Raw genomic sequence first — 24,682 nt, 5'->3', positions numbered from 1 at the left:
CCGGCTTTTGACAAGCAACCTGTTTAACGACCGCCGTCTTGAACGCCCGGGCGGTTCGCGCGTTGTCATGCCCGTAGAGCCCGCTAGACTGCCTGCCTTGAAGGGAACACAGCATGGCCGGGCACGGCGGCTCAAAGAAAGTCATCTACGCGGCACTCGCCGGCAATCTAGCCATCGCGCTGACAAAATTCGCCGCCGCCTTCTTCACCGGCAGTTCGGCGATGCTGTCGGAAGGCGTGCACTCGCTGGTCGATACCGGCAATGGCGGCCTGCTGCTCTACGGCATGCGCCGTGCAGCGCGCCCTCCCGATCGGACGCATCCGCTCGGTTACGGCCGCGAACTCTATTTCTGGAGCTTCATCGTCGCACTTCTGGTCTTCGCCGTGGGCGCCGGAGTATCATTCTACGAAGGTGTGATTCACATCATGGCGCCGGAACCGGTCGCCAACGCTGAGGTGACCTACATCGTTCTGGCCCTTTCCTTCCTGTTCGAAGGCAGCTCCTGGCTGGTGGCGCTGAAGGAGTTCCGCCGTGAGAAGGGAAAGCAGGGCTGGCTGCGGGCCGTGCAATCGAGCAAGGATCCGAGTGTCTACACCGTGCTGTTCGAGGATAGTGCGGCTCTGCTCGGCCTGATCGTCGCCTTTGCCGGCATCCTGGCGTCGGAACTGCTGGAGATGCCGGAGCTCGACGGCGCAGCCTCGATCGGCATCGGGCTGATCCTTGGTGCGACGGCGGCCTTCCTGGCCCGCGAAAGCAAGGGCCTGCTGATCGGCGAGCCGGCGTCGCCCGAGGTTCAAAGACAGGTGCTGGCGATCGCCCAGCACGATCCGGCGGTGCAGCGCGCGAACGGTGTCCTGACCGTCCATATGGGGCCGACGGAAATCGTCGCCGGCCTGAGCATCGAGTTCGAGGATCATCTGACGGCGCCGGAGATCGAGGCTTGCGTCGAGCGCCTGGAGGCGAAGCTGAAAGAGGAGATGCCGGAGATCACACGGCTGTTCGTCAAGCCGCAGACGTCAGGCACCTGGGAGAAGCGGCGCAAGCTGATCGAGACCGCATCCGATCCGGCTCTGGACTAGCGCTGCGCCATTGCCCCACGGCCTTGCGGAGCTAAGATTAAGGCGACTTTGGAGGAACGAAGATGAAAATCGACGGCGGCTGCCATTGTGGCGCCATCACCTACGAGGCGGAGGTCGAGCCTGAAAAGACCTCGATCTGCCACTGCACCGACTGCCAGAAACTGACCGGCACGGCTTTTCGTGTGTCGGTGCGGGTGCCTGAGGAAAAGTACAAGATCACCAGGGGCACGCCAAAAGTCTACGTCAAGACCGGGTCCAGCGGCGCCAAGCGCGCGCAGGGCTTTTGCGGCGAGTGCGGCTCGCATCTGTACGCCACATCGGTTGACGACGGGCCGAAGGTCTATGGCATCCGGGTCGGCACGGCGCGGCAACGCGACGAGCTGGTTCCCCGGACGCAATACTGGCACCGCTCGGCGCTGCCCTGGCTGCCGGAGTTTCAGGGCATGACGACCGTGGAGGAGCAGTAGCGCTGCTGCTGCGGCTCAGTCGTCGCCTTCGACAACCCTCAGCCTGAGCTGCCCGGTTTTCGAATCGGCGGCGCGCGGGCCAGCGGGAGGCCGTGACGCGGCGTCCGCGCCGGCATCGCCATCAGGCTGCGCACCGAACTCCAGCGCCTCGATCTTCTGGCCGCGCTTGGTTACCTTCGACGTCGAAACCAGGATATCGTCGATGTCCTTGGCCGATTGGCCGAAATGGACCTGCAGCTTGCGCACCCGCTCGTCGACACGCGCGACATCCTCCATCAGCCGGATGACCTCGCCCTGGATCAGGTGTGCCTGTTCGCGCATGCGGGCGTCCTTGAGGATCGCCTGGATAACCTGGATCGACAGCATCAGCAGCGACGGCGAGACGATGACGACGCGTGCGCGATGTGCCTTGTGGACGATCGCCTCGAAATTCTCGTGGATCTCGGCGAACACCGATTCCGACGGCACGAACATGAACGCGGTGTCCTGGGTCTCGCCCTGGATCAGGTATTTTTCCGAGATATCGCGGACGTGGATCTCGATGTCGCGGCGGAAGGCCTGCGAGGCTGCCTTCTGCAGGTCGGCGCCATCGGCGGCACGGATGGCATTCCAGGCTTCCAGCGGGAATTTGGCATCGATGGCAAGTGACGGTGCGCCGTTCGGCATCTTCACCAGGCAGTCGGGCCGGCTGCCGTTCGACAGCGTCGCCTGAAATTCGTAGGCGCCGTGCGGCAGGCCGTCGGCGACGATCGCCTCCATGCGCGATTGGCCGAAGGCACCGCGCGTCTGCTTGTTGGAGAGGATCGCCTGCAGCTGCACGACCTGGCCGGCGAGCGACTGGATGTTGCCCTGAGCGACATCGATGATGGCCAGCCGCTCCTGCAATTTGGCCAGGCTTTCATGCGTGGATTTCGTCTGCTCGGTCATGGTCTGGCCGAGGCGGCCGGTCATGGCGTCGAGGCGCAGGCCGATCGACTGCGTTAGCTCGGCCTGCCGTGCGCCGAACACCTCGGCGATGGCACCCATGCGGCCCTGCATCTCGGCCTGCGATTGCAAAATGCCGGCCATCCGGGCCTCGGCATCGCGAGCATGGTCGGCGGCTTCGGCTGCGGCGACAGCGCGCGCTTTTGCCGACCGCCACAGCGCGATGACCAGCGCCCCGAACAGGCCGAGAAACAGCAAGGCACCGAAGGCCAGCGCATGGCCGAGCGTGATCGTGGTGGCGCCAAGCCGGGCGACGGGTTCGGAAAGGATAGTGCTCAGATCATTCATGTGCACAGCATAGACGATTCGCCCTGATAGCACAGATCAAAACGTGAACGAGGCTTAAGCCCACCGGTTGACGCGTTTCGCTGGAGGTCTTAGGTGGAACGCCATGTCGATCAAGCCGCTCATCATCCTTCCCGATCCCATCTTGCGCCAGGTTTCGAAGCCCGTGGAGCGTGTCGACGCGCCTTTGCGCAGATTAGCCGACGACATGCTGGCGACCATGTATGACGCGCCCGGCATCGGGCTGGCGGCAATCCAGATCGGCGAGCCGCTGCGTATGCTGGTGATCGACCTGGCCAAGGAAGACGAGGAGCCGGCGCCACATGTCTTCATCAACCCGGAAATCCTGGAGAGCGCCGATGCGCGCTCCGTCTACGAGGAAGGCTGCCTGTCGATCCCGGACTATTACGCCGAGGTCGAACGTCCGGCCGCCGTGCGGGTCAAATATCTCGACCGTGACGGCAAGTTGCAGGAACTGGAGGCCGAGGGCCTGATGGCGACCTGCCTGCAGCATGAAATCGACCACCTTAATGGCGTGCTGTTCATCGACCACATCTCGAAGCTGAAGCGCGACATGGTGGTGAAGAAATTCAAGAAACTCGCCAAAGACAAGGCGCCGGGCAAGCTGGTGGGATAGGCATTGTTCTGCCGGTGCTGCACGGCTCTCCGTCACAATAGGAATTTTTTCTTGACTTCGTGACCTTACCTAAGGTACATATTCGGCCATGGTGCTGATTTGCGCCAGCGACCCGCCGTACAGGCGGGTTTTTCGTTTGGTGCTCCATCAGCCTACGCACTGGCGAAGGCTCCGAAGGAACCCGTTAACCCGAGTTCATAGCCCTGGTTAACAAACCTCCGATTGACGATACTGGCTTATTTTGATATCAATGATATCATGCAGGAGATGCCAATGGGTGACATGCTGATCCGTGGGATCAATCCGGAATTGAAACGGCGTCTCGAGGAAAGCGCGCGGCTGAACAGGCGCAGCCTTTCCGAGGAAGCGGTCGTCTTGATACAGAAGGGTTTTGCAACGCAACGTGCCGGCCTTGAAAAGACCGGGGATCGCCTTTGTTCGCTCATTGGCGATAATAGTTTCACAGACGACGAGATTCAGGAAATAGCGAGGTCGCGAAGCGAAGCCGATCGTGGACCGCCTGATTTCCGTCGACCGGAATGATCATACTGGACACAAACGTCATATCGGACGTGCTATCGCGGCAACGAAGCCAAAACGTTCTCAACTGGTTGAATGGCCAGGAGCCTGCGACCCTTTTTCTTTCCACCATTGTTTTTGCAGAGCTCTATTTCGGAGCGTACCTCGTCCAGGATGCCATACGGCGGGATGGCCTTCTCCAAACCATATCGAGGATCCAGGGTGAATTTTCGGGTCGAATCCTGGTTTTTGGGGATCTGCCTGCAGAACACTATGGCCGCATTGCCGCCGCAAGACGACTCGCTGGCAGACCTGTCGAAACGAAGGACGCCATGATCGCCGCAATCTGCCAGGTGCACGACGCCACGCTTGCCACCCGCAATGTCCGAGACTTCGACGGACTTGACCTGAAGCTGGTAAACCCGTTTGAAGCCTGAGCTGACTTACCGGCTCAGGTAGAGAATAGGATATCGAGAGAAAAATGCCCCTTCGCGTCATCTTCATGGGCACGCCGGAGTTTTCGGTGCCGACGCTGCGCGCGATTGCCGAGGCCGGGCATGAAATAGCAGCCGTCTATACGCAGCCGCCGCGCGCCGCCGGACGGCGCGGGCTGGAGCTGACGCCGTCGCCGGTGCAGCGCGAGGCAGAGCGGCTGGGCATCGAGACACGCACGCCGACTTCGCTCAAAAGCGAGGCCGAGCAGGCCGCCTTCAGCGCCTTGCAGGCCGATGTCGCCGTGGTCGTCGCCTATGGCTTGCTGCTGCCGAAGGCGGTTCTGGAGGCGACCCGGCTCGGCTGCATCAACGGCCATGCCTCGCTTTTGCCGCGCTGGCGCGGTGCCGCGCCCATCCAGCGCGCCATCATGGCCGGTGACCTGGAAAGCGGCATGACGGTGATGCGCATGGAGGAGGGGCTGGACACCGGTCCGGTGGGACTGGTTGAAAAATGCGCCATCGAACCCGATATGACAGCCGGCGATCTGAATGATCGGTTGATGAGTGTCTGTGCTTCTCTGATGGTGGAAGCGCTGGCGCGACTGGAAAGGAACACCCTGGCATTTGCCACACAAGCTGTGGACGGGGTGACCTATGCCAAGAAAATCGATAAATCCGAGACTCGCGTGGACTGGACTCGCTCGGCGAGCGAGGTCCACAATAGAATTCGCGGCCTGTCGCCCTTTCCCGGCGCCTGGTCCGAGATAGGAATTGGCGGCCGCCCGGAGCGGCTGAAACTGCTTCGCTCGACGCTATCGCAAGGCCTGTCGCTTTGGGAAGAGTTGGGCGAGTCGGGAGGAATTCTCGATGACCGGCTGACGGTTGCCTGCGGGGCAGGTGCGATCAGGCTGGTCGAAGTTCAACGGGCGGGCGGAAGGCCTGCTGCCGCGTCGGAATTCCTGCGCGGGGCCAAGATCGAAAAAGGAATGAAATTCTCATGAGCATGATGTCGATACGCGCGGCGACGCCGCGGGATCGCGAGGCCATCCGCCTCGTCGAGGAACACGCTTTCGGCCAGCAGACAGAGGCCGGGTTGGTCGACGCGCTGGTGACCGGCGGCGATGCCGTTGCCGAACTGGTGGCGGAAGAAGACGGCCAGGTGGTCGGCCACATCCTGTTTTCGCGGCTTTTCGTCCAGAATGGCGGCAAGACCTTCGCGGCCGTGGCGCTAGCGCCGCTGGCGGTGGAGCCCTCGTTCCATGGTAGCGGCATCGGCGGCGCGCTGATCCGCGAGGCGCATATCCGCCTCAGGGATGCCGGCGAAACGCTGGCCGTGGTGCTCGGCGATCCCACCTATTACGGGCGTTTCGGCTATAGCCACACGCGTGCCCAGAACTTCGAAAGCGAGTACCAGGGCGAAGCGCTGCAGGCGCTGGCCTGGGGCGACGCACCAGAGGCAGGCAGGCTGGTCTACGCCTCTGCCTTCACCGCTCTCGCCGCCTAGGCGAGAGCGTATAGCCGCCCGGCATGCCGCGTTTTCGCCTCGACATCGAATATGACGGCAGCCTGTTTGCCGGCTGGCAGCACCAGGCGGATCAGCCTTCGGTGCAGCAGGCGATCGAGCAGGCGATCGAAAAATTCTGCGGCGAAGCGGTCAGGCTGCGCGCCGCCGGCCGCACCGATGCCGGCGTGCATGCGACTGCACAGGTGGCGCATGTCGACCTCGCCAGGGCGTGGCCGGGCGACAAGGTGCGCGATGCCGTCAACGCTCATCTGCAGGCGGCCGGCGCGCGCGTCGCTATCGTCGCGGCAACGGTTGTCGCCGACGATTTCGACGCCCGTTTCTCGGCCACCGGTCGCCACTATCTCTACCGCATACTCAACCGCCGCGCGCCGGCCGCGCTCGACAAGGGCAAGGTGTGGTGGGTACCGAAGCGGCTCGACGCCGCCGCCATGCACGAAGCGGCAAAGGTCCTGCTCGGCCGGCATGACTTCACCACCTTCCGCTCGACCCAGTGCCAGGCCAACAGCCCAATCAGGACGCTGGAGCGGCTCGATGTGAGCCGTCAGGGTGACCTCATCGAGGTCAGGGCTTCGGCGCGCTCGTTCCTGCACAACCAGGTGCGTTCGATGGTCGGCTCGCTCAAGCGCGTCGGCGACGGCGGCTGGACCACGGCCGATCTGAAAGCAGCACTCGAGGCGCAGGACCGCGCCGCCTGCGGCCAGGTGGCGCCGCCCGACGGGCTGTTTCTCACTGATGTCGATTATCCGGACGTCGACCATCCAGGATAGAGGCCGGAAGGCTCTATCCAGGATAGAGGCCGGAAGGCTCTACCCGGAGACGAGCCCGGAAAGGCTCTGAGGTCCGATATCGTCCGGCACGGTTATGCCGAGCAGCGTCTGCAGGCCGAATAACACCAGCAGCGAAGCGATGAACATGCCGACGAAAACGGCGGTGCCGACGGCTGCGCCCTTGCCGATGGTGGCATTGGTCATGCGCCAGGTCAGCACCATCGACAGGGCAAACAGAAGCAGCGACACAAGGCTCGAAACTTGGCTCGCGGACGACAGGAAAAGCCGGATCAGTGCCGAGGGCAACATCAGCCAAGCGGTGATGGCCGAAGCCCAGTTGCTGGCAACGACGTAGTGGACAAAGCGGCCGCCGATGCCGGCACGCGGCGCGATCAAAGCGAGCGCAATCAGCGGCAGCACCCAGGAGCCGATGTCGACCGTCGCCAGCCGCATCAACATGCTAAAGCGCCCCGCGAAAGCGTCGGGATCGCCGATCTCGTTGGCGATGCCGACCCAGCCTACGATTAGCGCCGGTGCGGCAACGACAATTGCGAAAAAGGAATTCCAGAACCCGTCGGCCGACAGGTCGAGCAGCCGCAGGCCGTCGGCCTTGCCGAGCATCAGCCGCCAGGCGCCTGTCAGCGAAGCTTGGGTTTCGTCCGCCGAAAGCATGCTGCTCAGCCCTGTCCGAACCAGTCTTCGATGAAGCGCTGGTAGATTTGTGTCAGCGTTTCCAGATCGGCAATGGCGACGCGCTCGTCGACCATATGCATGGTCTTGCCGACCAGCCCGAATTCGACCACCGGGCAGTAGTCCTTGATGAAGCGCGCGTCAGACGTGCCCCCGGAGGTTGACAGTGTCGGCTCCCTGCCGACCGCCGACTTGATCGAGCCGCGCAGCGTTTCGATCAGCTTTTCGTCGCGGGTCAGGAAGACATGGCTCGGCCGGTCGCGCCAGACGAGGTCGTAGTCGACCGGCGTCTTCTTGCCCTGCCGGTACTTTTTGCGCCTAGCCGCCTGGTCGAGGCGATTGTGGATTTCCGCCTGGACCGTCTCGGCCGTCCAGGTGTCGTTGAAACGGATGTTGAAGGTGGCGGTCGCCTTGGCGGGGATGACATTGGTGGCCGGGTTGCCGACATCGATGGAGGTGATTTCCAGATTGGTCGGCTGGAAATCCCTGGTTCCCTTGTCGAAGACAGGATGCAGCAAGGCGTCGACGAGGCTCATCAGCCCGCGCACCGGATTGTCGGCAAGCAAGGGATAGGCAACGTGGCCCTGGCGGCCATTGACGGTGATGGCGCCGGACATCGAGCCGCGGCGGCCGATCTTGATCATGTCGCCGAGCGCATCCGGGTTGGTTGGCTCGCCGACGATCGAGGCATCCCATTTCTCGCCCCTGGAAGCCGCCCATTCGAGCAGCTTGACCGTGCCGTTGATGGCCGGTCCTTCCTCGTCGCCGGTGATCAGCAGCGAGACCGACCCTTTCGGGCCGCCATTGGTCTCGACATGACGCGCCACGGCGGCGATGAAACAGGCGATGCCGCCTTTCATGTCGACCGCGCCACGGCCATACATCTCGCCATTGGCGATCTCGGCGGCGAAGGGCGGATGCGTCCAAGCGGCTTCGTCGCCGACCGGCACCACGTCGGTGTGGCCGGCGAACATCAGATGCGGACCGTTGCCGGACCGTCGCGCATAGAGATTTTCGATGTCGGGCGTGCCGTCTTCGGAAAACATCGGCCGATCGACGAGGAAGCCGAGCGGTTTCAGCATCGTCTCCAGCGCGGTCAGCGCGCCGCCTTCGGCGGGCGTCACCGAAGCACAACGGATAAGGGCGGCAAGGTTTTCGGCGGGATCGGTCGGCAGAGTCATGGCAAAAGCGATAGTCGAAAGCGGAGGGCCTGTCACGGCCAGACATAGGACCCAGTGATACCGCCGACATTATGGTTTTCATGTCGTATAGTTGCGAGCGGTGCGGAGCGACAGGATGGCAAACGGGGATAGAAGGATCGTCATTGCCGGCGCCGGCAGCATCGGCTGCTATGCCGGCGGCTGCCTGGCGCTCGCCGGGCGCGAGGTTATCCTGCTGGCCCGGCCGCGCATCGAGGCGGCGTTGCGGCAGGGCGGATTGCAGGTCAGCGATCTAGAAGGCCGCACTCACTCGATCAGACCGGAGGCGCTTGTCGTCACCGCCGATCCCGCCGCTGCCCTGTCGCAGGCGGACGTGATCCTGGTAACGGTCAAGAGCGGCGCGACGCAGGATATGGCGGCCCTCATCAAGGCCCATGCCCGTCCGGACGCTGTGGTGGTCAGCCTGCAGAACGGCGTCGATAATGCCGACAGGCTGCGTAACGAACTTCCCGGGCACATGGTGCTGGCCGGCATGGTGCCATTCAATGTCGTGCAGTCCCTGGACGGCGAACTGCCGCTGCGTGTGCACCGCGCCAGCGACGGCACGGTGATGGTCGAAGACGGCGACGCCGGCCTGGTCGGCCTCCTCGATGTCGAAGGGTTTGCGATCGAAGCCCATGGCGACATGAAGGCCGTGCTGTGGGGCAAGCTGCTGGTGAATTTGAACAACGCGCTGGTCGCGCTTTCCGGCCTGCCGCTGGCGACCGAATTGGCTGACCGTCGCTGGCGGCTGATCCTGGCCGATCAGATCGACGAGGCGCTCAGTGCGATGAAAGCGTCAGGCATCGAGCCGGCGCGGATCGCTGGCTTGCGGCCCGCGCTGCTGCCAAAGGTGCTCAGGCTGCCGGACTGGCTGTTCAAACTGCTGGCGCAGCGGATGCTGGCGATAGATCCGCGGGCGCGCTCATCGATGTGGGACGATCTTCAGCGCGGCCGGCCGACCGAGATCGACGACCTGCAGGGTGCTGTTTTGCGGCTGGCTGAAAAAGCCGGCACGCAGGCGCCGATGGTCAAACGGATCACCGCTTTGGTGCGCGCGGCGGAAGCGGAGCGGCTTGGCTCGCCGGGCCTGGCGCCGGAGCAGATTGTCGCGCCGGCCGGCCGTCGATCAACGTGATCTTCTGCCAGATTTTCCGCGACAGGTTGGACGCCAGGTTCTCGATGTCGTTGACGCCGTCGATGACCACTGCGTCGTTGACCGACTGCGCGAAGAGAGCGGCAATCTTGCCGGTGATCGAGAGCATTTCGGAGCAATAGTCGAGATAGCGGGCAAGGTCGGCTGCGTTGGTGATGCGGGCCGGCGAGTGCGAGGTCGGCTTGAAGCTGGCCGAGAGGACTGCCGGATCCTTGGTCAGCTGATGCATGTCGATGACATGGATCAGCGAGCGCAAGCCATGCAGCTGGCGAAAGACCCTTTTTCGCTTGATGCGCTCCTCGGTGCGGATCAGGGCAAGCAGGCCCAGCACGGCCAGTATGACGGTGTTGATCGAGGCTTCGATGCCTTGCACCGACTGCAGGGCATCGTGGGTTCCCGAGAGGCGGTCGATCGGCAGGATGGTACCGACGAACACGAACACCAGCACGCCGGCGACGAAGGCGGCGACGATGAGTCCGCGCAACCACCAGATCGGTTCCTCGAGTGCTTTTGCGGCCTTCGCCAGATCGCGCGACAGCGAGACCAGTTCGGCGGCGACGCCACGCAATCCCGCATTTGGGAAACGGTCGGCGATCCGCTCTTCCAGCCGTTCGGCGGTCTCGATGATCAGCTTCGGATCAAGCGTGCGGTAGCGCATGGCACCGATCTGGCCTCAGGGTTGTGCCGGCTCGTTGGTGCGCCGGCCATAGCGGTTGGGTCCAGGCTGCCCTGGAAAGAGGCACAACACAAGGAAGGCGACGATCGAGACCACCGGCACGAACAGGATCAGCGCGGCAATGCCCGGCTTGTCCAGATCGTGCAGCCGCTTTACCGCCAGCGCGATGTTCGACCACAGCGAGGCGATGAAGGCGACGAAGAAGATGAACGACCACATGTTGCTCTCGGCCGATCCTTCCGGCACCAGCGTGAAGCGGTAGAGCGGAAAGGCCTGGATGATGGCGACGAGCAACCCGCCAAGAAAATAGGCCGCGCGACTGACGCGGCCCGAGGTTTTGAAGAAAAGCCAGGTGAGATCTGATTTGTCAGGCAAGCGGGTCCGGTCCGTATTGGTTGGCGCCCCTGGCGCCTTCGAGAATGCCGCATTCCACCAGAAACCAGATCGGGCCGATGAACGGCACCAGCATGATCAGGCTCCACCAGCCCGACTTGCCGCGATCATGCCAGCGCTTGGCGTAGACTGCGAGTGCGAAATAGATCGAGGCCAGAGCGATGAGAATGCCGATGATGCCGATCTGGGCGCCACTGGCCGTGGTGATGCGTGTGCCGAGGATCGCATCGAGAATAAAGGCAACGATGCCAATGACGATGAAAACCCCAATCGCGGCCCAGAACTTGCCACGGTTGATGCGACCATCAAAACTTGTGAGCAGATACTTCCAGTCCATGTCACCCCTCCATATTGAACCAGCGCGACCGATTGTCGCGCCGGCGGAAGGTGCGCTCGCTTTGCGCAAAGATCAATCGCGCAGCAATTCGTTGATCGAGGTCTTGGAGCGGGTCCTGGCGTCGACGCGCTTGACGATGACGGCGCAGTAGAGGCTTGGACCAGGCTCGTTGTTGGGAAACGGCTTGCCAGGCAGCGAACCGGCGACGACGACGGAATTCGGCGGCACTTCGCCATAGAAAATCTCGCCGGTGGCGCGGTCGACGATCTTGGTCGACTGGCCGATGAAGACGCCCATGCCGAGCACCGAGCCTTCGCGCACGATGCAGCCTTCGACCACTTCCGAGCGCGCGCCGATGAAGCAATTGTCTTCGATGATGGTGGGGCCGGCCTGCATCGGCTCCAGCACGCCGCCAATGCCGACGCCGCCGGACAGATGCACGTTCTTGCCGATCTGGGCGCAGGAGCCGACCGAGGCCCAGGTGTCGACCATGGTACCTGTGTCGACATAGGCACCGACATTGACGAAGGACGGCATCAGCACGGCGCCCGGCGCGACATAGGCCGAACGGCGCACGATTGACGACGGCACGGCGCGGAAACCCGCCTTCTCGAAGTCGACGGCACTCCAGCCGTCGAACTTCGACGGCACCTTGTCCCACCACACAGCCTCTCCGGGGCCGCCCTTGATGATCTCCATCGGGTTGAGCCGGAAGGACAACAGCACGGCCTTCTTCAGCCACTGGTTGACATGCCACTTGCCGTCGGTCTGCCGCTCGGCGACACGGGCGACGCCGCGGTCGAGCAGGTCGAGCGCCGACTGGATAGCTTCGCGCGTTTCGCCGCGCGTTGCCGTCGAAATCGTGTCGCGTTCCTCGAAAGCCTTCTCAATGGTCTTTTCGAGGCTCGCCAGATCGGGCTTCGACATGAATTCGCTCCATTACCAAGCTGTTAAGGGGCTGCGCCTTAACCTGTTTTGAAAGTCGCGCGGACCCCCGGCATGCTTCGCATGCTTGGGTCTTTGCATGTAGCAGGTTCTTGTCGCAAAACCGCCGGACACTTTTGCGGAACCTGCTTATGTTAAGGCTCTATGGGGGTCAATCGCGGCTGCGCCATGGGACGGCGCAACTGAAGAATTTGGACGGGTAAGGCAGTTATGACTCCTATGGAAAAGGCGGGGTGGACCCCGCTGCCGCATTCGGACGAGGATCTGGAGCGGTCGAAAAGCGTGCCGGACACGCCGCAGACGCGTGCCGAGACCTATCGGCTCGCCTGGAACGATCCCGACTTCATGACGCGCCGCGAACTGCGCGCGGTCCGGCTGCAGCTCGAACTCTTGAAGCCGGAAATGATCCTGGCCGAACGCGGTATCCATTCGACGGTGATCCTGTTCGGCGGCGCACGCCTGCCGGAACCGGGCGGCGAGGCCTGGGCGGCCAAGAACGAGACGCAAAAGAAGAACCTCGAGAAGAACAGCAAATACTACGAGGAAGCGCGCAAATTCGCCCGCCTCTGCTCGCAGCAGTCGGCCACCTCGTACTACCGCGAATATGTCGTGGTGACCGGCGGCGGACCCGGCGTGATGGAAGCCGGAAACCGCGGCGCCGACGATGTCGGCGCGCCGTCGATCGGCCTCAACATCGTCCTGCCGCACGAGCAGGCACCGAACATCTATGTGACGCCGGAGCTCTGCTTCAACTTCCACTATTTCGCCATCCGCAAGATGCATTTCGTCATGCGCGCCAAGGCGGTCGCAGTGTTTCCCGGCGGCTTCGGCACGATGGACGAGTTCTTCGAGACGCTGACCCTGATCCAGACCGGGCGCATGGAACGCGTGCCGGTGATCCTGTTCGGCAAATCCTTCTGGAAACGGGCGATCGATCTCGATTTCCTCGCCGAGCAAGGCACGATCAGCCCCGGCGACCAGGACATCATCGACTTCGTCGACACCGCCGACGAGGCCTGGGGGATCATCAGCCGGTTCTATAAGTTAGGGGAGTAGGGAGTAGGGGAATTGAAGAACTGACGAATTGACGAATGAAATGAAGAGGGATTGCAGTCTCCGGTTCGGATCTGTTCCCCAATTCTTCAATTTCCCCCTACTCCCTCACAACTATCGCCGTCAGAAACTCCGCAAGATCGTCGGTGACGAAATCGACGTCATCCTCATTGGCAGGGTCGCGCTCCCAGATCTCGGAAAAGGTCGGTTCGAAATTGCGCGGCACGACCAGCACCGTGGTCATGCCTAGCGATTTCGGCACGGCCAGGTTGCGGGCAAGATCCTCGAACATCACCGCATTGTGGCCGGTGACGGCGTGGAGTTCGGCGAACTTCTCATAGGTCTGGCGCGCCGGTTTGGGATTGAGCCCGGCGGCGACGATGTCGAAGATACCGTCGAAGTGGTCGAGAATGCCGAGCTGGCGCGCGGTACGTTCGGCGTGTCTGCGGTCGCCGTTGGTGAAGATGAACTTGCGGCCTGGAAGCTGGCGGATGGCGGTGCCGAGCACGGGATCGGGCACCAGCCATGAATAATCGATGTCATGCACCTTCTCGAGGAAATCGTCGGGGTCGATACCGTGGCGCGCCATCAGCCCATTCAACGTGGTGCCATATTCCAGATAAAGCTCCTTCTGCAGCTTGCGCGCTTCCTCGCGCGGCAGTGCCAGCAGTTCGCCGACATAGGCGGTCATCTTGACGTCGATCTGCGAGAACAGATTCGAATGGTGCGGATAGAGCGTGTTGTCGAGATCGAACACCCAGTCGGTGACGTGGGCGAAGCGCGTGGGGTCGGGGAGCGTGGTCATGCGCTCTTATGGCATGAAACGGGCATTCCGAAAGCGACTTTATCCACAACTTCTACTCGTTGAGGTTGCGTAAATCGCCTCACGATTCAAATTTTAGGCATCCGGGAAAGGTGGCCTTCAGGGCTTGCTGGCAGAGAGACAGACCTGTGGGAGCTAGCGATGAACAGCATAATTCTGAGATCCGCCGCCGTTGCTTTCGGCTCTGTCGCGGCCTCTCTCCTGCTGACGCTGATCATCGTTCCGGCCATGGGATTTCCGGTCAACCGCACGATCTGGCTGTCCTCGACACTCTGTCCACTGGTGCTGGCATGGGCCGCCAGCGCCAGCACCTTCTGGCAAAGCGACAGACTGAAAACCGCACATCGCGAGCTTGCCCGGGCTCATGCCCAGCTCGCCGCCGCGCATCGCCGCCTGGCGGAAAAGGCGAGTCGCGACGACATGACCGGCATGCTCAACCGGGAAAGCTTCTTTGCCGCGCTCGACGGTTCGCGCCGCAAGTCCGATCGCGGTGCGCTGCTGATCGTCGACGCCGACCACTTCAAGGCGATCAACGACAGCTTTGGCCACCTCACCGGCGATGACGCGCTGCTTTTGATCGCCAGCGCGATCCAGCGCGGCGTGCGCAGCGGCGATGTGCTCGGTCGTATCGGCGGCGAGGAGTTCGGCGCCTTCCTGGTCGGCGCCACCGAGCAGGAGGCCAAGCGCGTCGCCGAGCGCATTCGCCGCGAAGTCGAGCTGATCCGCTTCCGGCCGGTCGACGAGCGGACCATTCCGCTCACGGTCAGCATCGGCGGCACCGTATGCGGCGAGGATGTCGGCGTATCGGAGCTGATGCGCGCCGCCGACCGGCGCCTCTACCAGGCCAAGCACCAGGGCCGTAACCTGACGATCATCGACACGGACATTTCGGAGGCGGCGTGATCCGGTCTGCTGCAACCGGCCCGTTAACAAAATTCTAACCCTGTTTGCACTCGGTTGTACCCGTCCACTCGGCTTTTCACTGCTTGTGGTGAAGCTTGGCACGATACTGGCTTCTGCGGCGGTGCATGTGTCGTTCCGGGAGCTGTCGTCCTGGGAAGGCTATGCGCAGTCGAGGCCCGCATCGAGAGACCGACCATGAGTTTCTTCATCGGAAAAATATCACGCCGCGCGCTCGTGCAGGCGCTGATCGCACTGCCTGCCCTGTCGCTGTTCCGCAAGCTGCCTGATGCCGATGCTTCCCACGCCGATCGATCCCTGGCCGACCCGAACGAGATCGTCGAAGTCAATGGCTGGATTCTGAAGCGGAGCGACCTGGCATGATCTTCGACAGCTACGAGGCGTATCGCGCCGCGAACTTCTCACCGAAGGTCTGCATCCTCGGCTCCGGCCCGGCTGGCACCACCATTGCCCGCAAGCTCGGCGCCGCCGGTATTCCGGTGGTGGTGCTTGAGGCCGGCTCGCGGGAATTCGGCGACGAATCGCAGGATTTCTACCGGGGCACCACGGTCGGCGATTTCTATTTCGATCTCGACATCACCCGGCTGCGGTTCATGGGTGGCAGTTCCAACCACTGGGCAGGCTGGTGCCGCGTGCTCGACAAACAGGATTTCGAACCGAAGGCCTGGGTGCCCGACACGGGTTGGCCGATCCGCCGCACAGACATCGAGCCCTATCTGCCGGAAGTGCGCGATATTCTCGAGCTTCCGGCCTTCCGCCCGGACATGCCGATTTCGGACGACATTCGCTGGGTGCAGCTGATCAAGAGCCCGGCTGTGCGCTTCGCCGAAAAATTCGGCGACGAACTCGACAAAGCCAGGAACATCGCCGTGGTGCTCAACACCTGCGCCACTGAACTTGTCGGGGACGGCAGACGCGTGACGGGCGCCAGACTGTGGTCGAATGGGCAGGACGCCGGCTCCTTCAGCGCCGACTATTTCATTGTCTGCACCGGCGGACTGGAGAATTCGCGGCTGCTTTTGTGGTCGAACCAGCGCTCAAACGGCGGCGTCGTGCCGAATGCGACGGCGCTTGGCCGCTACTGGATGGAGCATCCGACCTTCCAGGGCGGCAACGCCATCCTGGCCGACTATGGAGAGTTCGAGGTCGATGCCGTCAACGAGGCCTTTTTCTCGCCAACGGCTGCCGCCATGGAACGCCTGCAGATCATGAACTTCGGCATCAGGCTGATCGAAACGCCGTATCCCGGCGTCAAGAACCTCATCGCCGACCTCGCCTGTACGGCGCCCAACATGGCCGAGTGGATGTCCTCCAAGCTCAGCCAGAGGCTGCGCTGCGCGGCGCAGCTCTATGTTGCCTGGGAACAGGCGCCGCTGGCCTCCAACCAGATCGAGCTGTCGAAGACCGATGTCGACCGTGCCGGCGTGCCGCGCATCGAGCTGCACTGGAAGAAATCCGAGCTGGAACGCCGCACCCTGCTTGAAGGGCTCAGACTGTTCGGCACGACCCTGATCGAGAAGAATCTCGGCCGGGTGCGTATTGCCGACTGGATCAGCAACGGTCAGGACTATCCGACCAACGACGAGACGGCGGGCCATCACCACATGGGCGGCACGCGCATGGGCACGGACGTCACCAGGAGCGTCGTCGACGCCAACTGCAAGGTGCACGGCATGGACAATCTCTATGTCGGCGGTTCCTCGGTGTTCTGCACGTCGGGCCAATGCAACCCGACGACGACGATCACCGCGCTGGCCTGCCGGCTGGGCGACCATCTGAGCAAGGTGGTCACCGCCTGACGGTTCCACGGCAACGTGCTTGCTAAACCGTCGCCGGGTCGAGCGCCGGCTGGTCCTTGCGGCGGGCGACGATCGCCTCGAAATCGGCGGTCTGGAAGGCATCGCGCAGGGCGTCGAACGACGGCAGCACAAAATAGGCGCGCTGGAACTTGTCGATCTCGTAGCCGGTGCGCATCACCGTTTCCAGGTCGAAGGGCACGTGGTGGGCGTCCTTGCCTTCGACCGCGAACTGCAATTCGGTGAATGACGACATCAGGCCGGCGCCAAAGGCTTTCAGAGGCTGGCCGGCTTCCTGCATCAAGCCATATTCTGCCGTGTACCAGTAGAGTCGGGAAATCATCTCGTCGCCACCCAGCGCAATGATATCGCCGGCCTTCTCGCCATACATCTGCATGAAGTCGGCGAACACCGGTTGCGACAACGCCGGCACATGGCCGAAGAAATCATGAAACATATCGGGCTCGACGATGTAGTCGAGCTCCTGTCTCGTCCGCAGCCAGTTGGTGACCGGGAAGCGGCGATCGGCGAGATGATCGAAGAAGGGGGCTGCAGGAATGAGACCCGGCACGGCGACGATCTCCCAGCCGGTCAGTTTGCGCAGTTTGATGCTGACCTCCTCGAAGTCTGGGATGCGGTCGAGCAGGCCGAGTTTTTCGACCCCGTCGAGATAGGAATGGTGGGCCAGCTTGCGCGTCAGCTTGGTCTGGCGGTCGCACAGCGTGCGCCACACCGCCTGCTCTTCGGTGCTGTAGTCGTAACCCTGCGCCACGGTGAAATCGGCACGGCAGACCGAATAGTCGCCACGCAAGCCCTGCGCCGCGCAGTCGCGGGCGTATTCGGCAACGCTCATCGTCGTCATGGTTTTTCTCCTCGCAAATCATGAATGGCTGACGTGCCGAAAGCCTAACCGAATTTCCCGAGGCAAATCGGTTTTGATGATGGCTCAAAGGTGCAAATCTGGATAGTATTCACTTCGAAAAACTACCAAAGGAGTGAAAATGCCTCAATTTGATGATTTCGAGATCAAGATGCTCGACCTCCTGCAAAGCGACGGGCGCAAGCCGGTGTCCGAACTGGCACAAGAAATCGGGCTGTCGACGACGCCGTGCGCGCGGCGCTTCGAGGCGCTGCAGGAGGCCGGCATCATCAAGGGTTTTGCCGCGGTGATCAGCCGCCGGGCGGTCGGCCTGATGGTCGAGGTGTTTATCCAGGTGCGCCTCGTCAGCCACAGCGACGGCTCGCCGGAAAGCTTCATCGCCGCCGTGCAGCGCATGGACGAGGTGTCCTCATGCTGGACGATGACTGGCGACCACGATTTCCTGTTGCATGTCATGGTGCCTTCGGTCGACGAGCTCAACGCCTTCGTCATGCACCGGCTGATGCGGCTCGATGGCGTGCGCGACGTCCACACCCAGCTCGTGCTGCAGAACATCAAGGGACCCGGCCACGTGCCGCTCGCCCATCTCAGGAAGTGACGGTGCTCCGCATTCCCTGCGGCAAAGCTGCACGCAAACTGCTGAAATGGGCCAAGTGCCTGTCTACATCGCCGGCCAGCTTGCGCGGACCAAATCCCCAGGAGGTCCGCCGTGAAAATCGTCCTGATCAATCCACCGCATACCGCCATCGGCAGTCGCGTGCCGGACGATCACCTGCCGCCGCTCGGCCTGCTGGCGCTCGGCGGCCCGCTGATCGATGCCGGCCATGAGGTGCGGCTCGTCGATGCCGAATTCGGGCCGATGCCGCTCGACAGGTTGATACGCAACGCACTGGACGATCGCCCCGACTTCGTCCTGATCGGCCATTCCGGCTCGACCTCGGCGCACCCGACCGCCCTGCTGATCGCCAAGATGGTCAAGCAGCGCGAGCCGGCGACCATCATCATCTATGGCGGCGTCTTCCCGACCTATCACTGGCGCGATATCCTGGCCGCTACCGATGTCTTCGACTTCATCGTGCGCGGCGAAGGCGAGGCGACCGTCGTGGCGCTGGTCGAGGCGTTGGAAATGCGCCAGCCGCCGGCGAGCGTGGCCGGCATCGCCTTTCGCGACGATCTGCACCGTCCCTTCGCCACGCAGCCGGCCATGACGATTGCTGATCTCGATGCCTACCGGGTCGGCTGGGAGCTGATCGACCATACCAGTTACAGCTATTGGGGCGGCAAGCGGGCCGTGGTCATGCAGTTTTCGCGCGGCTGCCCGCATCTGTGCAACTATTGCGGCCAGCGCGGCTTCTGGACCCGCTGGCGGCATCGCAATCCCGTGAAATTCGCGCAAGAAATCGCCTGGCTGCATCGCGAGCACGGCGTCGAGCTGATCAACCTCGCCGACGAGAACCCGACGGTTTCGAAGAAGGCCTGGCGCACCTTTCTCGACGCCCTCATTGCCGAGAACGTGCCGGTGCTGATCGTCGGTTCGACTCGCGCCGACGATATCGTGCGCGATGCCGATATCCTGCACCTTTACCGCAAGGCCGGCATCATCCGCTGGCTGCTCGGCATGGAAAACACCGATGAACAGACGCTTCAATTGATCCGCAAGGGCGGCAGCACCTCATCCGACCGCGAGGCGATCAGGCTGTTGCGCCTGCACGGCATCCTGTCGATGGCGACCTGGGTCACCGGCTTCGAGGACGAAGGTTTTCGCGACCTGTGGCGCGGCTTTCGCCAGCTCATCGCCTACGATCCGGACCAGATCCAGGCGCTCTATGTGACGCCGCATCGCTGGACACCGTTCTTCCGCATCGCCCGGGACCGCAAGGTGATCCAAAAGGACGCGCGCCTGTGGGACTACAAGCACCAGGTGCTGCGGATGACGCGGCTGAAACCCTGGATGCTGTTCTTCAGCGTCAAGCTGATCGAGCTGGCGGTGCAATCGCGGCCGAAGGCGCTGGCCCGCATCCTGTTCCACAGGGATCCCGAACAGCGCCATTCGATGCGCTGGTATACGCAAATGGGCCGCCGCGTCTGGTTTCGCGAGGTCTGGGGATTTCTGGCCCGCGACATCAGGGTGAAAGACGGTCCGACGCTCGCCGAATTCTGGGGTGCGCCGCAGGACGTCGAGGAGGAATCGATGACGGTTTTACGCCCGGCGCGCAGACCGATCATTCCCATCACCGGCAATCTTCAAGATCCCGGGGCGAAAAAGTTAGCCGGCTGACAAGCCGTTACGGCACGATCAGCGTGCCGGCGCCGTGTTCGGTGAACAATTCGAGCAGCACCGAATGCGGCGTCTTGCCGTTGAGGATGACGACGCCTTCGACGCCGCGCTCGATCGCTTCGATGCAGGTTTCGACCTTGGGGATCATGCCGCCCGACACCGTGCCGTCCTTGATCAGGGCCTTGGCCTCGGCCACGGTCAATTCGTCGATCAACTTCTTGTCCTTGTCCAGCACGCCCGGCACATCGGTGAGGAACAAAAGGCGCGAGGCCTTGCAGGCGCCGGCGATGGCGCCGGCGAATGTGTCGGCGTTGATGTTGTAGGTGTGGCCGTCGCGGCCGGGCGCCACCGGTGCCAGCACCGGGATCATCTCTGAGCGGGCCAGAAGGTCGAGCAAGGTGCGATCGACCTCGACCGGCTCGCCGACGAAACCGAGATCGAGCACGCGCTCGATGTTGGAATCCGGATCGATCATGGTCTTGCGGGCCTTTTCGGCGAACACCATGTTGCCGTCCTTGCCGCACAGGCCGATCGCCCATTCGCCCTCGGCGTTGATCAACGCGACGATCTCCTTGTTGATCGAACCGGCCAGCACCATCTCAACGATCTCGACGGTTTTCTGGTCGGTGACGCGCAAGCCACCTTCGAATTTGGATTCGATACCCATCTTGGCCAACATGGCGCCGATCTGCGGCCCGCCGCCATGGACGACGATCGGGTTGACGCCGGATTGCTTGAGCAGCGCGATATCGCGCGCAAACGCCTTGCCGAGCTCGCTGTCGCCCATGGCGTGGCCGCCATATTTCACCACGACCGTCTTGTTCTCGTAGCGCTGCATGTAGGGCAGCGCCCGCGACAGCAGGGCGGCCTGCATTTCGGCGGTGGCGGTTATTTCCGTCATCGGCTTGGTTCCCTGGGGATCGGTAAGGACGGCGGCGTCTTAGCGGGAATTGGCGCCGCCCGCAAATGGCTTTGCTGTCATATTCGAGCGCCTCACGACCTCGTCATCAAGACGGCACCATCAGCGGCGCCCTCCGGCCCAGCCAACCGGAGATCTTCTCCATCTGCGCGGCGAGCGACAAAAGCGTCTCCTCGTCGCCCGGGCGGCCGGCTGCCTGGATGCCGATCGGCAGGCCGGTGTCGGTGACATGGATCGGCAGAGCGATCGACGGCTGGCCGCTGACATTCTGGATCGCCGGCCAATGGGTGAACCAAAGGCTCTTGTCCATCAGCTGGCCGAAGAATGGCTTCAGCTTCAGCAAGGGCGTCAGGTGAAGCTTATCGAGCAGGTTCTCGATGAGCTCATCGGCACCTTTCGGATCCATGGCGCTGCAGGCGAGTGGCGGGTGGGCAATGATCGGCATCAGCACGGCATCGTACCGCGCGGTCTCGGCGATCAACTGCCGCGAAGTGGCATGCAGCCGCTGCAGGTCGGCATAGGTCTCGCCGGCCGACACCATCTCGCCCAATCTGCCGAGCACGCGCGTCGCCCGCTCGATGTCACCCGTAACGGAACGGCCGACACGCAGCGCTTCCGCCCGCATCGTGCCGGCGACGGCGGAGGCAACCGTCCTGCAGAAGTCGGCGAAGAAATCGCGCCCGATAAAGGGCAGATCGATCTCCTCGACCGTATGGCCGCCCTCGCGGGCAAGCGCCACCGCCATGTCGAGCGCTTTGAGCGTCTCAGCCGAGATCGGCAGGCCAAGCGGCGATTTGCGATAAACAGCCAGGCTGAGCTTGCCGGGATCGCGCGCGGCGGCCGCCGTGAACGTGCCTTTCGGCGACGGCGCCGCATAGGGGGACAAAGGATCGGGACCGTGGGTGAGGTCGAGCAGCAACGCGCAATCGCGCACCGAACGGGTGAGCGCATGGTCTACCACCATGCCGTACCAGCTTTCGCTCACCAAGGGCGTCAGCGGGGTGCGGCCGCGCGACGTCTTAAGGCCGACAAGTCCGGTGCAGGCGGCAGGGACGCGGATCGAGCCGCCGCCATCCGAGGCATGCGCCACCGGCACGACGCCGGCGGCAACCAATGCCGCCGCACCGCCCGACGAGCCGCCGCTGGTGTGGCCGGTGTCCCAGGGATTGCGGGTGATGCCGAAGGCCTTGGATTCGGTCATCAGCCGAAGCCCGTGTTCCGGCGACGTCGAGGTGACGATCGGAATGAGCCCGGCGGCGAGAAAACGGTCGGTCAGCACCGAATTGACATCGGCCAGCCATGCCGGAATGCGGCTGCCGCCATGCGTCGGCACGCCCTTGATGGCGATGCCGAGATCCTTGATGGTGAACGGGACGCCAGCCAGCGGCAGCGAGCGGTCGACGGTCTTGGCGCGGGCGCGGGCGGCATCATAGAGCGGCTCTGCCGTAGCGTTGATGTCGGGACGGGTGGCTTCGGCGCGGGCGATGGCGGCTTCGGTCAGCTCGGTCGCGGACAGTTCGCCCTTGCGAACCAGGTCGGCGAGGCCGGTGGCGTCTTCTTCCCAAAGGATCCGTTCAACCGACATGCGTGCTCCCCCGTCACTGCAGGCAAGCTAGCCAGTGGCGATTTCATTGGCAATCGGCAGGGCTGGCGGCACGCAAAAGCTTAGGCGTGCACAAGGTTATTTCCGCCGTTGCAAATACATTGCAATCGCCTAATTTGCCTGAGATGACGCCGCAGGACATCACCAAGCTGATCGTCCGAACTTCCATGAAGGATCGGGCTGCGTTCGACCTGCTCTACCGGCAGACCAGCGCGAAACTTTTTGGCGTCTGTCTTCGTGTATTGAACGACCGGGGAGATGCGGAAGAAGCGCTACAGGAAGTCTTCGTCAAGATATGGACGAAGGCGGATCGTTTTGCCGTCTCCGATCTAAGCCCGATCTCCTGGCTGGTGGCGATAGCGCGCAACCACGCGATCGATCGCGTCAGGGCGCGACGCAAGCCTGCCGCCGATATCGACGCTGTGCTCGACGTGGCCGATCCGGCGCCAGGGCCTGAAGCGATGGTGGTGGCGGGCGACGAATCCGAACGCATCCATCATTGTCTCGACGAGTTGGAGAGGGACCGGGCGGCGGCCGTCCGGGGCGCCTATCTCAAGGGCGAAAGCTATGCCGAACTGGCGGAGCGCCACGGCGTGCCGCTGAACACGATGCGTACCTGGCTGCGCCGCAGCCTGTTGAAACTCAGAGAATGTCTGGAAAGATGACGCTGGCAGAAGACACAGGACCGGAACGTGGAGGCGACGACCTGCTCGCCGCCGAATACGTTCTCGGCGTGCTGGATGCCGACGAACGCCAGATCGCCGCCCGCCGCACCGACGTCGAGACGGATTTCGCCCGCCTTGTCGACGGCTGGGCGGTCAGTTTCTCGCCGCTGGCCGCCGCCTACCCGGAAATCGAGCCGCCGGCTTCAGTGAAGACTGCGGTCGATCGCAGGTTGTTTGCGTCCGCCGCGGCGGTGACCGCACCCACACAACCTCGCAGCCTGTGGTCCAGCCTGGCCTTCTGGCGCGGCCTTGCCGCGGCGGCGGTTGCGGCACTCGCAATCTACATCGCCGTGCCCATCCTCAATCCGCCGGTCGAGCAGCCGCAGGCACGCCTCGTCGCTTCACTGGCCGCCGAGGGCAGCGACGTCAAATATCTCGCCGTCTACGACGCCGCGCATCACGAAGTCGGCCTGTCGCACGTCTCCGGTGAGCGTGCAGCCGGCAAGGACTTCGAACTGTGGATGATCGAGGGCAAGAACCCGCCGGTCTCGATGGGCGTCATTCCGGCCGGTGCCACGGCGCATATCGTCGTCTCGCCGGCGGCCCAGCAGAAGCTCGCCCAGGGCGCGGTGCTCGCTGTTAGCCTCGAGCCCTCGGGCGGCTCGCCGACCGGCCAGCCGACCGGACCGGTGGTCGCCGCTGGCGATCTGAAGAGCATCTGATCGGCTCTTGGCGCAAAGCCAGCTCAAACAGACTACCTGAAGTCTATCCCTCGCTACTCATGCAAAAAGGCAGCATGTTGGCCGGCAAGCGGTTGCGTTGCCAAATCTCTCCAGCAGCGCAGATAAAAATAAAAAATCAAAATATTTCTGAAACTCGCACAATTTTGTCCCGTATCTGCTCGCGTTCCCAAAGGTGGGAAGAGAAAACCCGAGGAGTTTGATATCATGCGTAAATTCGCCACCCTTTTGCTCGCCGGTACAATCGCCGTTTCCGCCCTTGCCACCGCCGCCTATGCCGAAAACCCGACGGTCGGCGGCGCCGCCATGTACGCCAACAAGAACATCGTCGAGAACGCCGTCAACTCGAAGGATCACACCACGCTGGTCGCCGCGGTCAAGGCCGCCGGCCTGGTCGAGACGCTGCAGGGCGCCGGTCCGTTCACCGTGTTCGCGCCGACCAACGACGCCTTCGCGGCCCTTCCGGCCGGCACCGTCGAGACACTGCTCAAGCCCGAAAACAAGGACCAGCTCACCAAGATCCTGACCTGCCATGTCATCGGCGCCAAGGCGATGGGGGCGGACGTCGCCTCGATGGCCAAGGCTGATGGCGGCGCCCACAAGGTCAAGACGGTCGGCGGCTGCGAGCTGTCGCTCAAAGCCGACGGCGGCAAGGTCACCGTCACCGACGAGAACGGCAATGTCGCCAATGTAACGATCGCCGATGTCGAACAGTCCAACGGCGTCATCCATGTCATCGACAAGGTTCTTTTGCCGAAGATGTAACAAGGGGCTTGCTGCCGGCGAACTGGCAGCGAGGACCCTCCGTCGATTGCATGATCCCGCTCCCGTGATCCGCAATCGACCTGTGCACTCCGCGCCGCCCACGAGATGTGGGACGGCGCGGAGTGTTGGTTCGAGGGCCACCGTCA

The 24,682-nt window shown here is 63.0% G+C and carries 29 protein-coding genes; 18 read left to right on the top strand and 11 right to left on the bottom strand.

Features of this window, described 5'->3' with window-relative positions; genetic code table 11:
• Positions 1-113: 113 nt before the first annotated feature.
• Both ACSQ3L_RS03605 and ACSQ3L_RS03600 read left to right on the top strand, forming a co-directional pair.
• Complete coding sequence (locus ACSQ3L_RS03605) at positions 114-1,079, top strand: cation diffusion facilitator family transporter (RefSeq protein WP_436158687.1); 966 nt, start codon at positions 114-116, stop codon at positions 1,077-1,079.
• Positions 1,080-1,141: 62 nt separating this feature from the next.
• Positions 1,142-1,546: a GFA family protein gene (locus ACSQ3L_RS03600; protein WP_436158686.1), complete on the top strand. Its 405-nt coding sequence runs from the start codon at positions 1,142-1,144 to the stop codon at positions 1,544-1,546.
• A gap of 15 nt (positions 1,547-1,561) precedes the next feature.
• Here ACSQ3L_RS03600 and ACSQ3L_RS03595 read toward each other — a convergent pair whose 3' ends face one another.
• Positions 1,562-2,818, bottom strand: coding sequence for a DNA recombination protein RmuC (locus ACSQ3L_RS03595; protein ID WP_436158685.1), 1,257 nt, complete (start codon positions 2,816-2,818; stop codon positions 1,562-1,564).
• 103 nt (positions 2,819-2,921) lie between these two features.
• On the opposite strand from ACSQ3L_RS03595, the gene def reads away from it, so the two are divergent.
• The 6 genes from def to truA all read left to right on the top strand — a co-directional run bounded on the left by def (position 2,922) and on the right by truA (position 6,697).
• A complete protein-coding gene (def, locus tag ACSQ3L_RS03590) occupies positions 2,922-3,452 on the top strand; it encodes a peptide deformylase (protein WP_436158684.1) in 531 nt (176 codons plus the stop codon).
• Positions 3,453-3,725: 273 nt separating this feature from the next.
• Positions 3,726-3,995 carry a FitA-like ribbon-helix-helix domain-containing protein gene (locus tag ACSQ3L_RS03585; RefSeq protein ID WP_436158683.1) on the top strand — a complete coding sequence of 90 codons (270 nt, stop codon included), beginning with the start codon at positions 3,726-3,728 and terminating at the stop codon, positions 3,993-3,995.
• Entirely contained in the window at positions 3,992-4,408 is a 417-nt protein-coding gene (locus tag ACSQ3L_RS03580; RefSeq protein ID WP_436158682.1) for a type II toxin-antitoxin system VapC family toxin, read from the top strand. Before ACSQ3L_RS03585 ends, ACSQ3L_RS03580 begins: the two co-directional genes overlap by 4 nt.
• Positions 4,409-4,452: 44 nt before the next feature.
• A complete protein-coding gene (gene fmt / locus ACSQ3L_RS03575; RefSeq protein WP_436158681.1) occupies positions 4,453-5,406 on the top strand; it encodes a methionyl-tRNA formyltransferase in 954 nt (317 codons plus the stop codon).
• Entirely contained in the window at positions 5,403-5,909 is a 507-nt protein-coding gene (locus ACSQ3L_RS03570) for a GNAT family N-acetyltransferase (protein ID WP_436158680.1), read from the top strand. Before fmt ends, ACSQ3L_RS03570 begins: the two co-directional genes overlap by 4 nt.
• 23 nt (positions 5,910-5,932) lie before the next feature.
• Positions 5,933-6,697 (top strand): tRNA pseudouridine(38-40) synthase TruA, encoded by a 765-nt coding sequence (gene truA, locus ACSQ3L_RS03565; RefSeq protein WP_436158679.1) that lies wholly within the window; start codon positions 5,933-5,935, stop codon positions 6,695-6,697.
• Between the two features lie 39 nt (positions 6,698-6,736).
• Here the strand turns inward: truA and ACSQ3L_RS03560 are convergent, their stop codons facing one another.
• Both ACSQ3L_RS03560 and dapE read right to left on the bottom strand, forming a co-directional pair.
• Positions 6,737-7,369 (bottom strand): transporter, encoded by a 633-nt coding sequence (locus tag ACSQ3L_RS03560; protein WP_436158678.1) that lies wholly within the window; start codon positions 7,367-7,369, stop codon positions 6,737-6,739.
• Positions 7,370-7,374: 5 nt separating this feature from the next.
• Complete coding sequence (gene dapE, locus ACSQ3L_RS03555) at positions 7,375-8,568, bottom strand: succinyl-diaminopimelate desuccinylase (protein ID WP_436158677.1); 1,194 nt, start codon at positions 8,566-8,568, stop codon at positions 7,375-7,377.
• Positions 8,569-8,683: 115 nt separating this feature from the next.
• On the opposite strand from dapE, the gene ACSQ3L_RS03550 reads away from it, so the two are divergent.
• Positions 8,684-9,724: a 2-dehydropantoate 2-reductase gene (locus ACSQ3L_RS03550; RefSeq protein ID WP_436158676.1), complete on the top strand. Its 1,041-nt coding sequence runs from the start codon at positions 8,684-8,686 to the stop codon at positions 9,722-9,724.
• Here the strand turns inward: ACSQ3L_RS03550 and ACSQ3L_RS03545 are convergent.
• From ACSQ3L_RS03545 to dapD, 4 genes are all read right to left on the bottom strand, one after another.
• The gene (locus tag ACSQ3L_RS03545) at positions 9,627-10,400 is read right to left on the bottom strand and encodes a hypothetical protein (protein ID WP_436158675.1); all 774 of its coding nucleotides are present in this window, start codon (positions 10,398-10,400) and stop codon (positions 9,627-9,629) included. The genes ACSQ3L_RS03550 and ACSQ3L_RS03545 overlap by 98 nt on opposite strands.
• A 15-nt stretch (positions 10,401-10,415) precedes the next feature.
• Positions 10,416-10,793 carry a DUF805 domain-containing protein gene (locus ACSQ3L_RS03540; RefSeq protein ID WP_292179415.1) on the bottom strand — a complete coding sequence of 126 codons (378 nt, stop codon included), beginning with the start codon at positions 10,791-10,793 and terminating at the stop codon, positions 10,416-10,418.
• A complete protein-coding gene (locus ACSQ3L_RS03535) occupies positions 10,786-11,148 on the bottom strand; it encodes a DUF805 domain-containing protein (RefSeq protein WP_292179417.1) in 363 nt (120 codons plus the stop codon). Before ACSQ3L_RS03535 ends, ACSQ3L_RS03540 begins: the two co-directional genes overlap by 8 nt.
• 72 nt (positions 11,149-11,220) lie before the next feature.
• Entirely contained in the window at positions 11,221-12,075 is an 855-nt protein-coding gene (gene dapD / locus ACSQ3L_RS03530) for a 2,3,4,5-tetrahydropyridine-2,6-dicarboxylate N-succinyltransferase (RefSeq protein ID WP_436158674.1), read from the bottom strand.
• 228 nt (positions 12,076-12,303) lie between these two features.
• Between dapD and ACSQ3L_RS03525 the strand changes: the two genes are divergently transcribed.
• Positions 12,304-13,149 (top strand): LOG family protein, encoded by an 846-nt coding sequence (locus ACSQ3L_RS03525; protein WP_436158673.1) that lies wholly within the window; start codon positions 12,304-12,306, stop codon positions 13,147-13,149.
• 97 nt (positions 13,150-13,246) lie between these two features.
• Here ACSQ3L_RS03525 and ACSQ3L_RS03520 read toward each other — a convergent pair whose 3' ends face one another.
• Entirely contained in the window at positions 13,247-13,951 is a 705-nt protein-coding gene (locus ACSQ3L_RS03520) for a pyrimidine 5'-nucleotidase (protein WP_436158672.1), read from the bottom strand.
• A 159-nt stretch (positions 13,952-14,110) separates the two neighbouring features.
• Between ACSQ3L_RS03520 and ACSQ3L_RS03515 the strand changes: the two genes are divergently transcribed.
• The 3 genes from ACSQ3L_RS03515 (at position 14,111) to ACSQ3L_RS03505 (ending at position 16,689) form a co-directional block, all read left to right on the top strand.
• Positions 14,111-14,872: a GGDEF domain-containing protein gene (locus ACSQ3L_RS03515; protein WP_436158671.1), complete on the top strand. Its 762-nt coding sequence runs from the start codon at positions 14,111-14,113 to the stop codon at positions 14,870-14,872.
• A gap of 195 nt (positions 14,873-15,067) precedes the next feature.
• Complete coding sequence (locus ACSQ3L_RS03510; RefSeq protein WP_436158670.1) at positions 15,068-15,253, top strand: hypothetical protein; 186 nt, start codon at positions 15,068-15,070, stop codon at positions 15,251-15,253.
• Positions 15,250-16,689 (top strand): GMC oxidoreductase, encoded by a 1,440-nt coding sequence (locus ACSQ3L_RS03505; protein WP_436158669.1) that lies wholly within the window; start codon positions 15,250-15,252, stop codon positions 16,687-16,689. The genes ACSQ3L_RS03510 and ACSQ3L_RS03505 overlap by 4 nt, the downstream gene beginning before the upstream one ends.
• A 22-nt stretch (positions 16,690-16,711) precedes the next feature.
• Here the strand turns inward: ACSQ3L_RS03505 and phhA are convergent, their stop codons facing one another.
• Positions 16,712-17,548, bottom strand: coding sequence for a phenylalanine 4-monooxygenase (gene phhA / locus ACSQ3L_RS03500; RefSeq protein ID WP_436158668.1), 837 nt, complete (start codon positions 17,546-17,548; stop codon positions 16,712-16,714).
• A gap of 139 nt (positions 17,549-17,687) precedes the next feature.
• Here phhA and ACSQ3L_RS03495 point away from each other — a divergent pair, with 139 nt between their 5' ends.
• Entirely contained in the window at positions 17,688-18,164 is a 477-nt protein-coding gene (locus tag ACSQ3L_RS03495) for an Lrp/AsnC family transcriptional regulator (RefSeq protein ID WP_436158667.1), read from the top strand.
• Between the two features lie 111 nt (positions 18,165-18,275).
• Positions 18,276-19,844: a magnesium-protoporphyrin IX monomethyl ester anaerobic oxidative cyclase gene (gene bchE / locus ACSQ3L_RS03490; protein ID WP_436158666.1), complete on the top strand. Its 1,569-nt coding sequence runs from the start codon at positions 18,276-18,278 to the stop codon at positions 19,842-19,844.
• 7 nt (positions 19,845-19,851) lie between these two features.
• On the opposite strand, the gene argB is transcribed toward bchE, so the two are convergent.
• Together argB and ACSQ3L_RS03480 are read right to left on the bottom strand one after the other, a co-directional pair.
• Entirely contained in the window at positions 19,852-20,745 is an 894-nt protein-coding gene (gene argB, locus ACSQ3L_RS03485; RefSeq protein ID WP_436158665.1) for an acetylglutamate kinase, read from the bottom strand.
• A 106-nt stretch (positions 20,746-20,851) separates the two neighbouring features.
• The gene (locus tag ACSQ3L_RS03480; RefSeq protein ID WP_436158664.1) at positions 20,852-22,348 is read right to left on the bottom strand and encodes an amidase; all 1,497 of its coding nucleotides are present in this window, start codon (positions 22,346-22,348) and stop codon (positions 20,852-20,854) included.
• A 143-nt stretch (positions 22,349-22,491) separates the two neighbouring features.
• Here ACSQ3L_RS03480 and ACSQ3L_RS03475 point away from each other — a divergent pair, with 143 nt between their 5' ends.
• The 3 genes from ACSQ3L_RS03475 to ACSQ3L_RS03465 all read left to right on the top strand — a co-directional run bounded on the left by ACSQ3L_RS03475 (position 22,492) and on the right by ACSQ3L_RS03465 (position 24,536).
• Entirely contained in the window at positions 22,492-23,031 is a 540-nt protein-coding gene (locus ACSQ3L_RS03475; RefSeq protein WP_436163376.1) for a sigma-70 family RNA polymerase sigma factor, read from the top strand.
• The gene (locus tag ACSQ3L_RS03470; RefSeq protein WP_436158663.1) at positions 23,028-23,753 is read left to right on the top strand and encodes an anti-sigma factor; all 726 of its coding nucleotides are present in this window, start codon (positions 23,028-23,030) and stop codon (positions 23,751-23,753) included. The genes ACSQ3L_RS03475 and ACSQ3L_RS03470 overlap by 4 nt, the downstream gene beginning before the upstream one ends.
• A gap of 225 nt (positions 23,754-23,978) precedes the next feature.
• Positions 23,979-24,536 carry a fasciclin domain-containing protein gene (locus ACSQ3L_RS03465; protein ID WP_436158662.1) on the top strand — a complete coding sequence of 186 codons (558 nt, stop codon included), beginning with the start codon at positions 23,979-23,981 and terminating at the stop codon, positions 24,534-24,536.
• The last annotated feature ends 146 nt before the right edge of the window (positions 24,537-24,682 follow it).

Source organism: Mesorhizobium sp. LjRoot246, from assembly GCF_964254115.1.
Classification (GTDB): Bacteria; Pseudomonadota; Alphaproteobacteria; order Rhizobiales; family Rhizobiaceae; genus Mesorhizobium.
This window is presented reverse-complemented; position numbering and strand designations above follow the sequence as displayed.

Bases quoted from the DNA above. Each gene is read 5' to 3' on its own strand.
- ACSQ3L_RS03545 (WP_436158675.1), bottom strand. From the start codon at position 10,400: ATGCGCTACCGCACGCTTGATCCGAAGCTGATCATCGAGACCGCCGAA.
- ACSQ3L_RS03495 (WP_436158667.1), top strand. From the start codon at position 17,688: ATGCCTCAATTTGATGATTTCGAGATCAAGATGCTCGACCTCCTGCAA.
- ACSQ3L_RS03475 (WP_436163376.1), top strand. From the start codon at position 22,492: ATGACGCCGCAGGACATCACCAAGCTGATCGTCCGAACTTCCATGAAG.
- dapE (WP_436158677.1), bottom strand. From the start codon at position 8,568: ATGACTCTGCCGACCGATCCCGCCGAAAACCTTGCCGCCCTTATCCGT.
- ACSQ3L_RS03560 (WP_436158678.1), bottom strand. From the start codon at position 7,369: ATGCTTTCGGCGGACGAAACCCAAGCTTCGCTGACAGGCGCCTGGCGG.
- argB (WP_436158665.1), bottom strand. From the start codon at position 20,745: ATGACGGAAATAACCGCCACCGCCGAAATGCAGGCCGCCCTGCTGTCG.
- ACSQ3L_RS03570 (WP_436158680.1), top strand. From the start codon at position 5,403: ATGAGCATGATGTCGATACGCGCGGCGACGCCGCGGGATCGCGAGGCC.
- ACSQ3L_RS03515 (WP_436158671.1), top strand. From the start codon at position 14,111: ATGAACAGCATAATTCTGAGATCCGCCGCCGTTGCTTTCGGCTCTGTC.
- def (WP_436158684.1), top strand. From the start codon at position 2,922: ATGTCGATCAAGCCGCTCATCATCCTTCCCGATCCCATCTTGCGCCAG.
- ACSQ3L_RS03525 (WP_436158673.1), top strand. From the start codon at position 12,304: ATGACTCCTATGGAAAAGGCGGGGTGGACCCCGCTGCCGCATTCGGAC.
- ACSQ3L_RS03480 (WP_436158664.1), bottom strand. From the start codon at position 22,348: ATGTCGGTTGAACGGATCCTTTGGGAAGAAGACGCCACCGGCCTCGCC.
- ACSQ3L_RS03520 (WP_436158672.1), bottom strand. From the start codon at position 13,951: ATGACCACGCTCCCCGACCCCACGCGCTTCGCCCACGTCACCGACTGG.
- ACSQ3L_RS03505 (WP_436158669.1), top strand. From the start codon at position 15,250: ATGATCTTCGACAGCTACGAGGCGTATCGCGCCGCGAACTTCTCACCG.
- ACSQ3L_RS03465 (WP_436158662.1), top strand. From the start codon at position 23,979: ATGCGTAAATTCGCCACCCTTTTGCTCGCCGGTACAATCGCCGTTTCC.
- phhA (WP_436158668.1), bottom strand. From the start codon at position 17,548: ATGACGACGATGAGCGTTGCCGAATACGCCCGCGACTGCGCGGCGCAG.
- ACSQ3L_RS03595 (WP_436158685.1), bottom strand. From the start codon at position 2,818: ATGAATGATCTGAGCACTATCCTTTCCGAACCCGTCGCCCGGCTTGGC.
- ACSQ3L_RS03580 (WP_436158682.1), top strand. From the start codon at position 3,992: ATGATCATACTGGACACAAACGTCATATCGGACGTGCTATCGCGGCAA.
- ACSQ3L_RS03510 (WP_436158670.1), top strand. From the start codon at position 15,068: ATGAGTTTCTTCATCGGAAAAATATCACGCCGCGCGCTCGTGCAGGCG.
- truA (WP_436158679.1), top strand. From the start codon at position 5,933: ATGCCGCGTTTTCGCCTCGACATCGAATATGACGGCAGCCTGTTTGCC.
- ACSQ3L_RS03600 (WP_436158686.1), top strand. From the start codon at position 1,142: ATGAAAATCGACGGCGGCTGCCATTGTGGCGCCATCACCTACGAGGCG.
- dapD (WP_436158674.1), bottom strand. From the start codon at position 12,075: ATGTCGAAGCCCGATCTGGCGAGCCTCGAAAAGACCATTGAGAAGGCT.
- ACSQ3L_RS03550 (WP_436158676.1), top strand. From the start codon at position 8,684: ATGGCAAACGGGGATAGAAGGATCGTCATTGCCGGCGCCGGCAGCATC.
- fmt (WP_436158681.1), top strand. From the start codon at position 4,453: ATGCCCCTTCGCGTCATCTTCATGGGCACGCCGGAGTTTTCGGTGCCG.
- ACSQ3L_RS03470 (WP_436158663.1), top strand. From the start codon at position 23,028: ATGACGCTGGCAGAAGACACAGGACCGGAACGTGGAGGCGACGACCTG.
- ACSQ3L_RS03535 (WP_292179417.1), bottom strand. From the start codon at position 11,148: ATGGACTGGAAGTATCTGCTCACAAGTTTTGATGGTCGCATCAACCGT.
- ACSQ3L_RS03605 (WP_436158687.1), top strand. From the start codon at position 114: ATGGCCGGGCACGGCGGCTCAAAGAAAGTCATCTACGCGGCACTCGCC.
- ACSQ3L_RS03585 (WP_436158683.1), top strand. From the start codon at position 3,726: ATGGGTGACATGCTGATCCGTGGGATCAATCCGGAATTGAAACGGCGT.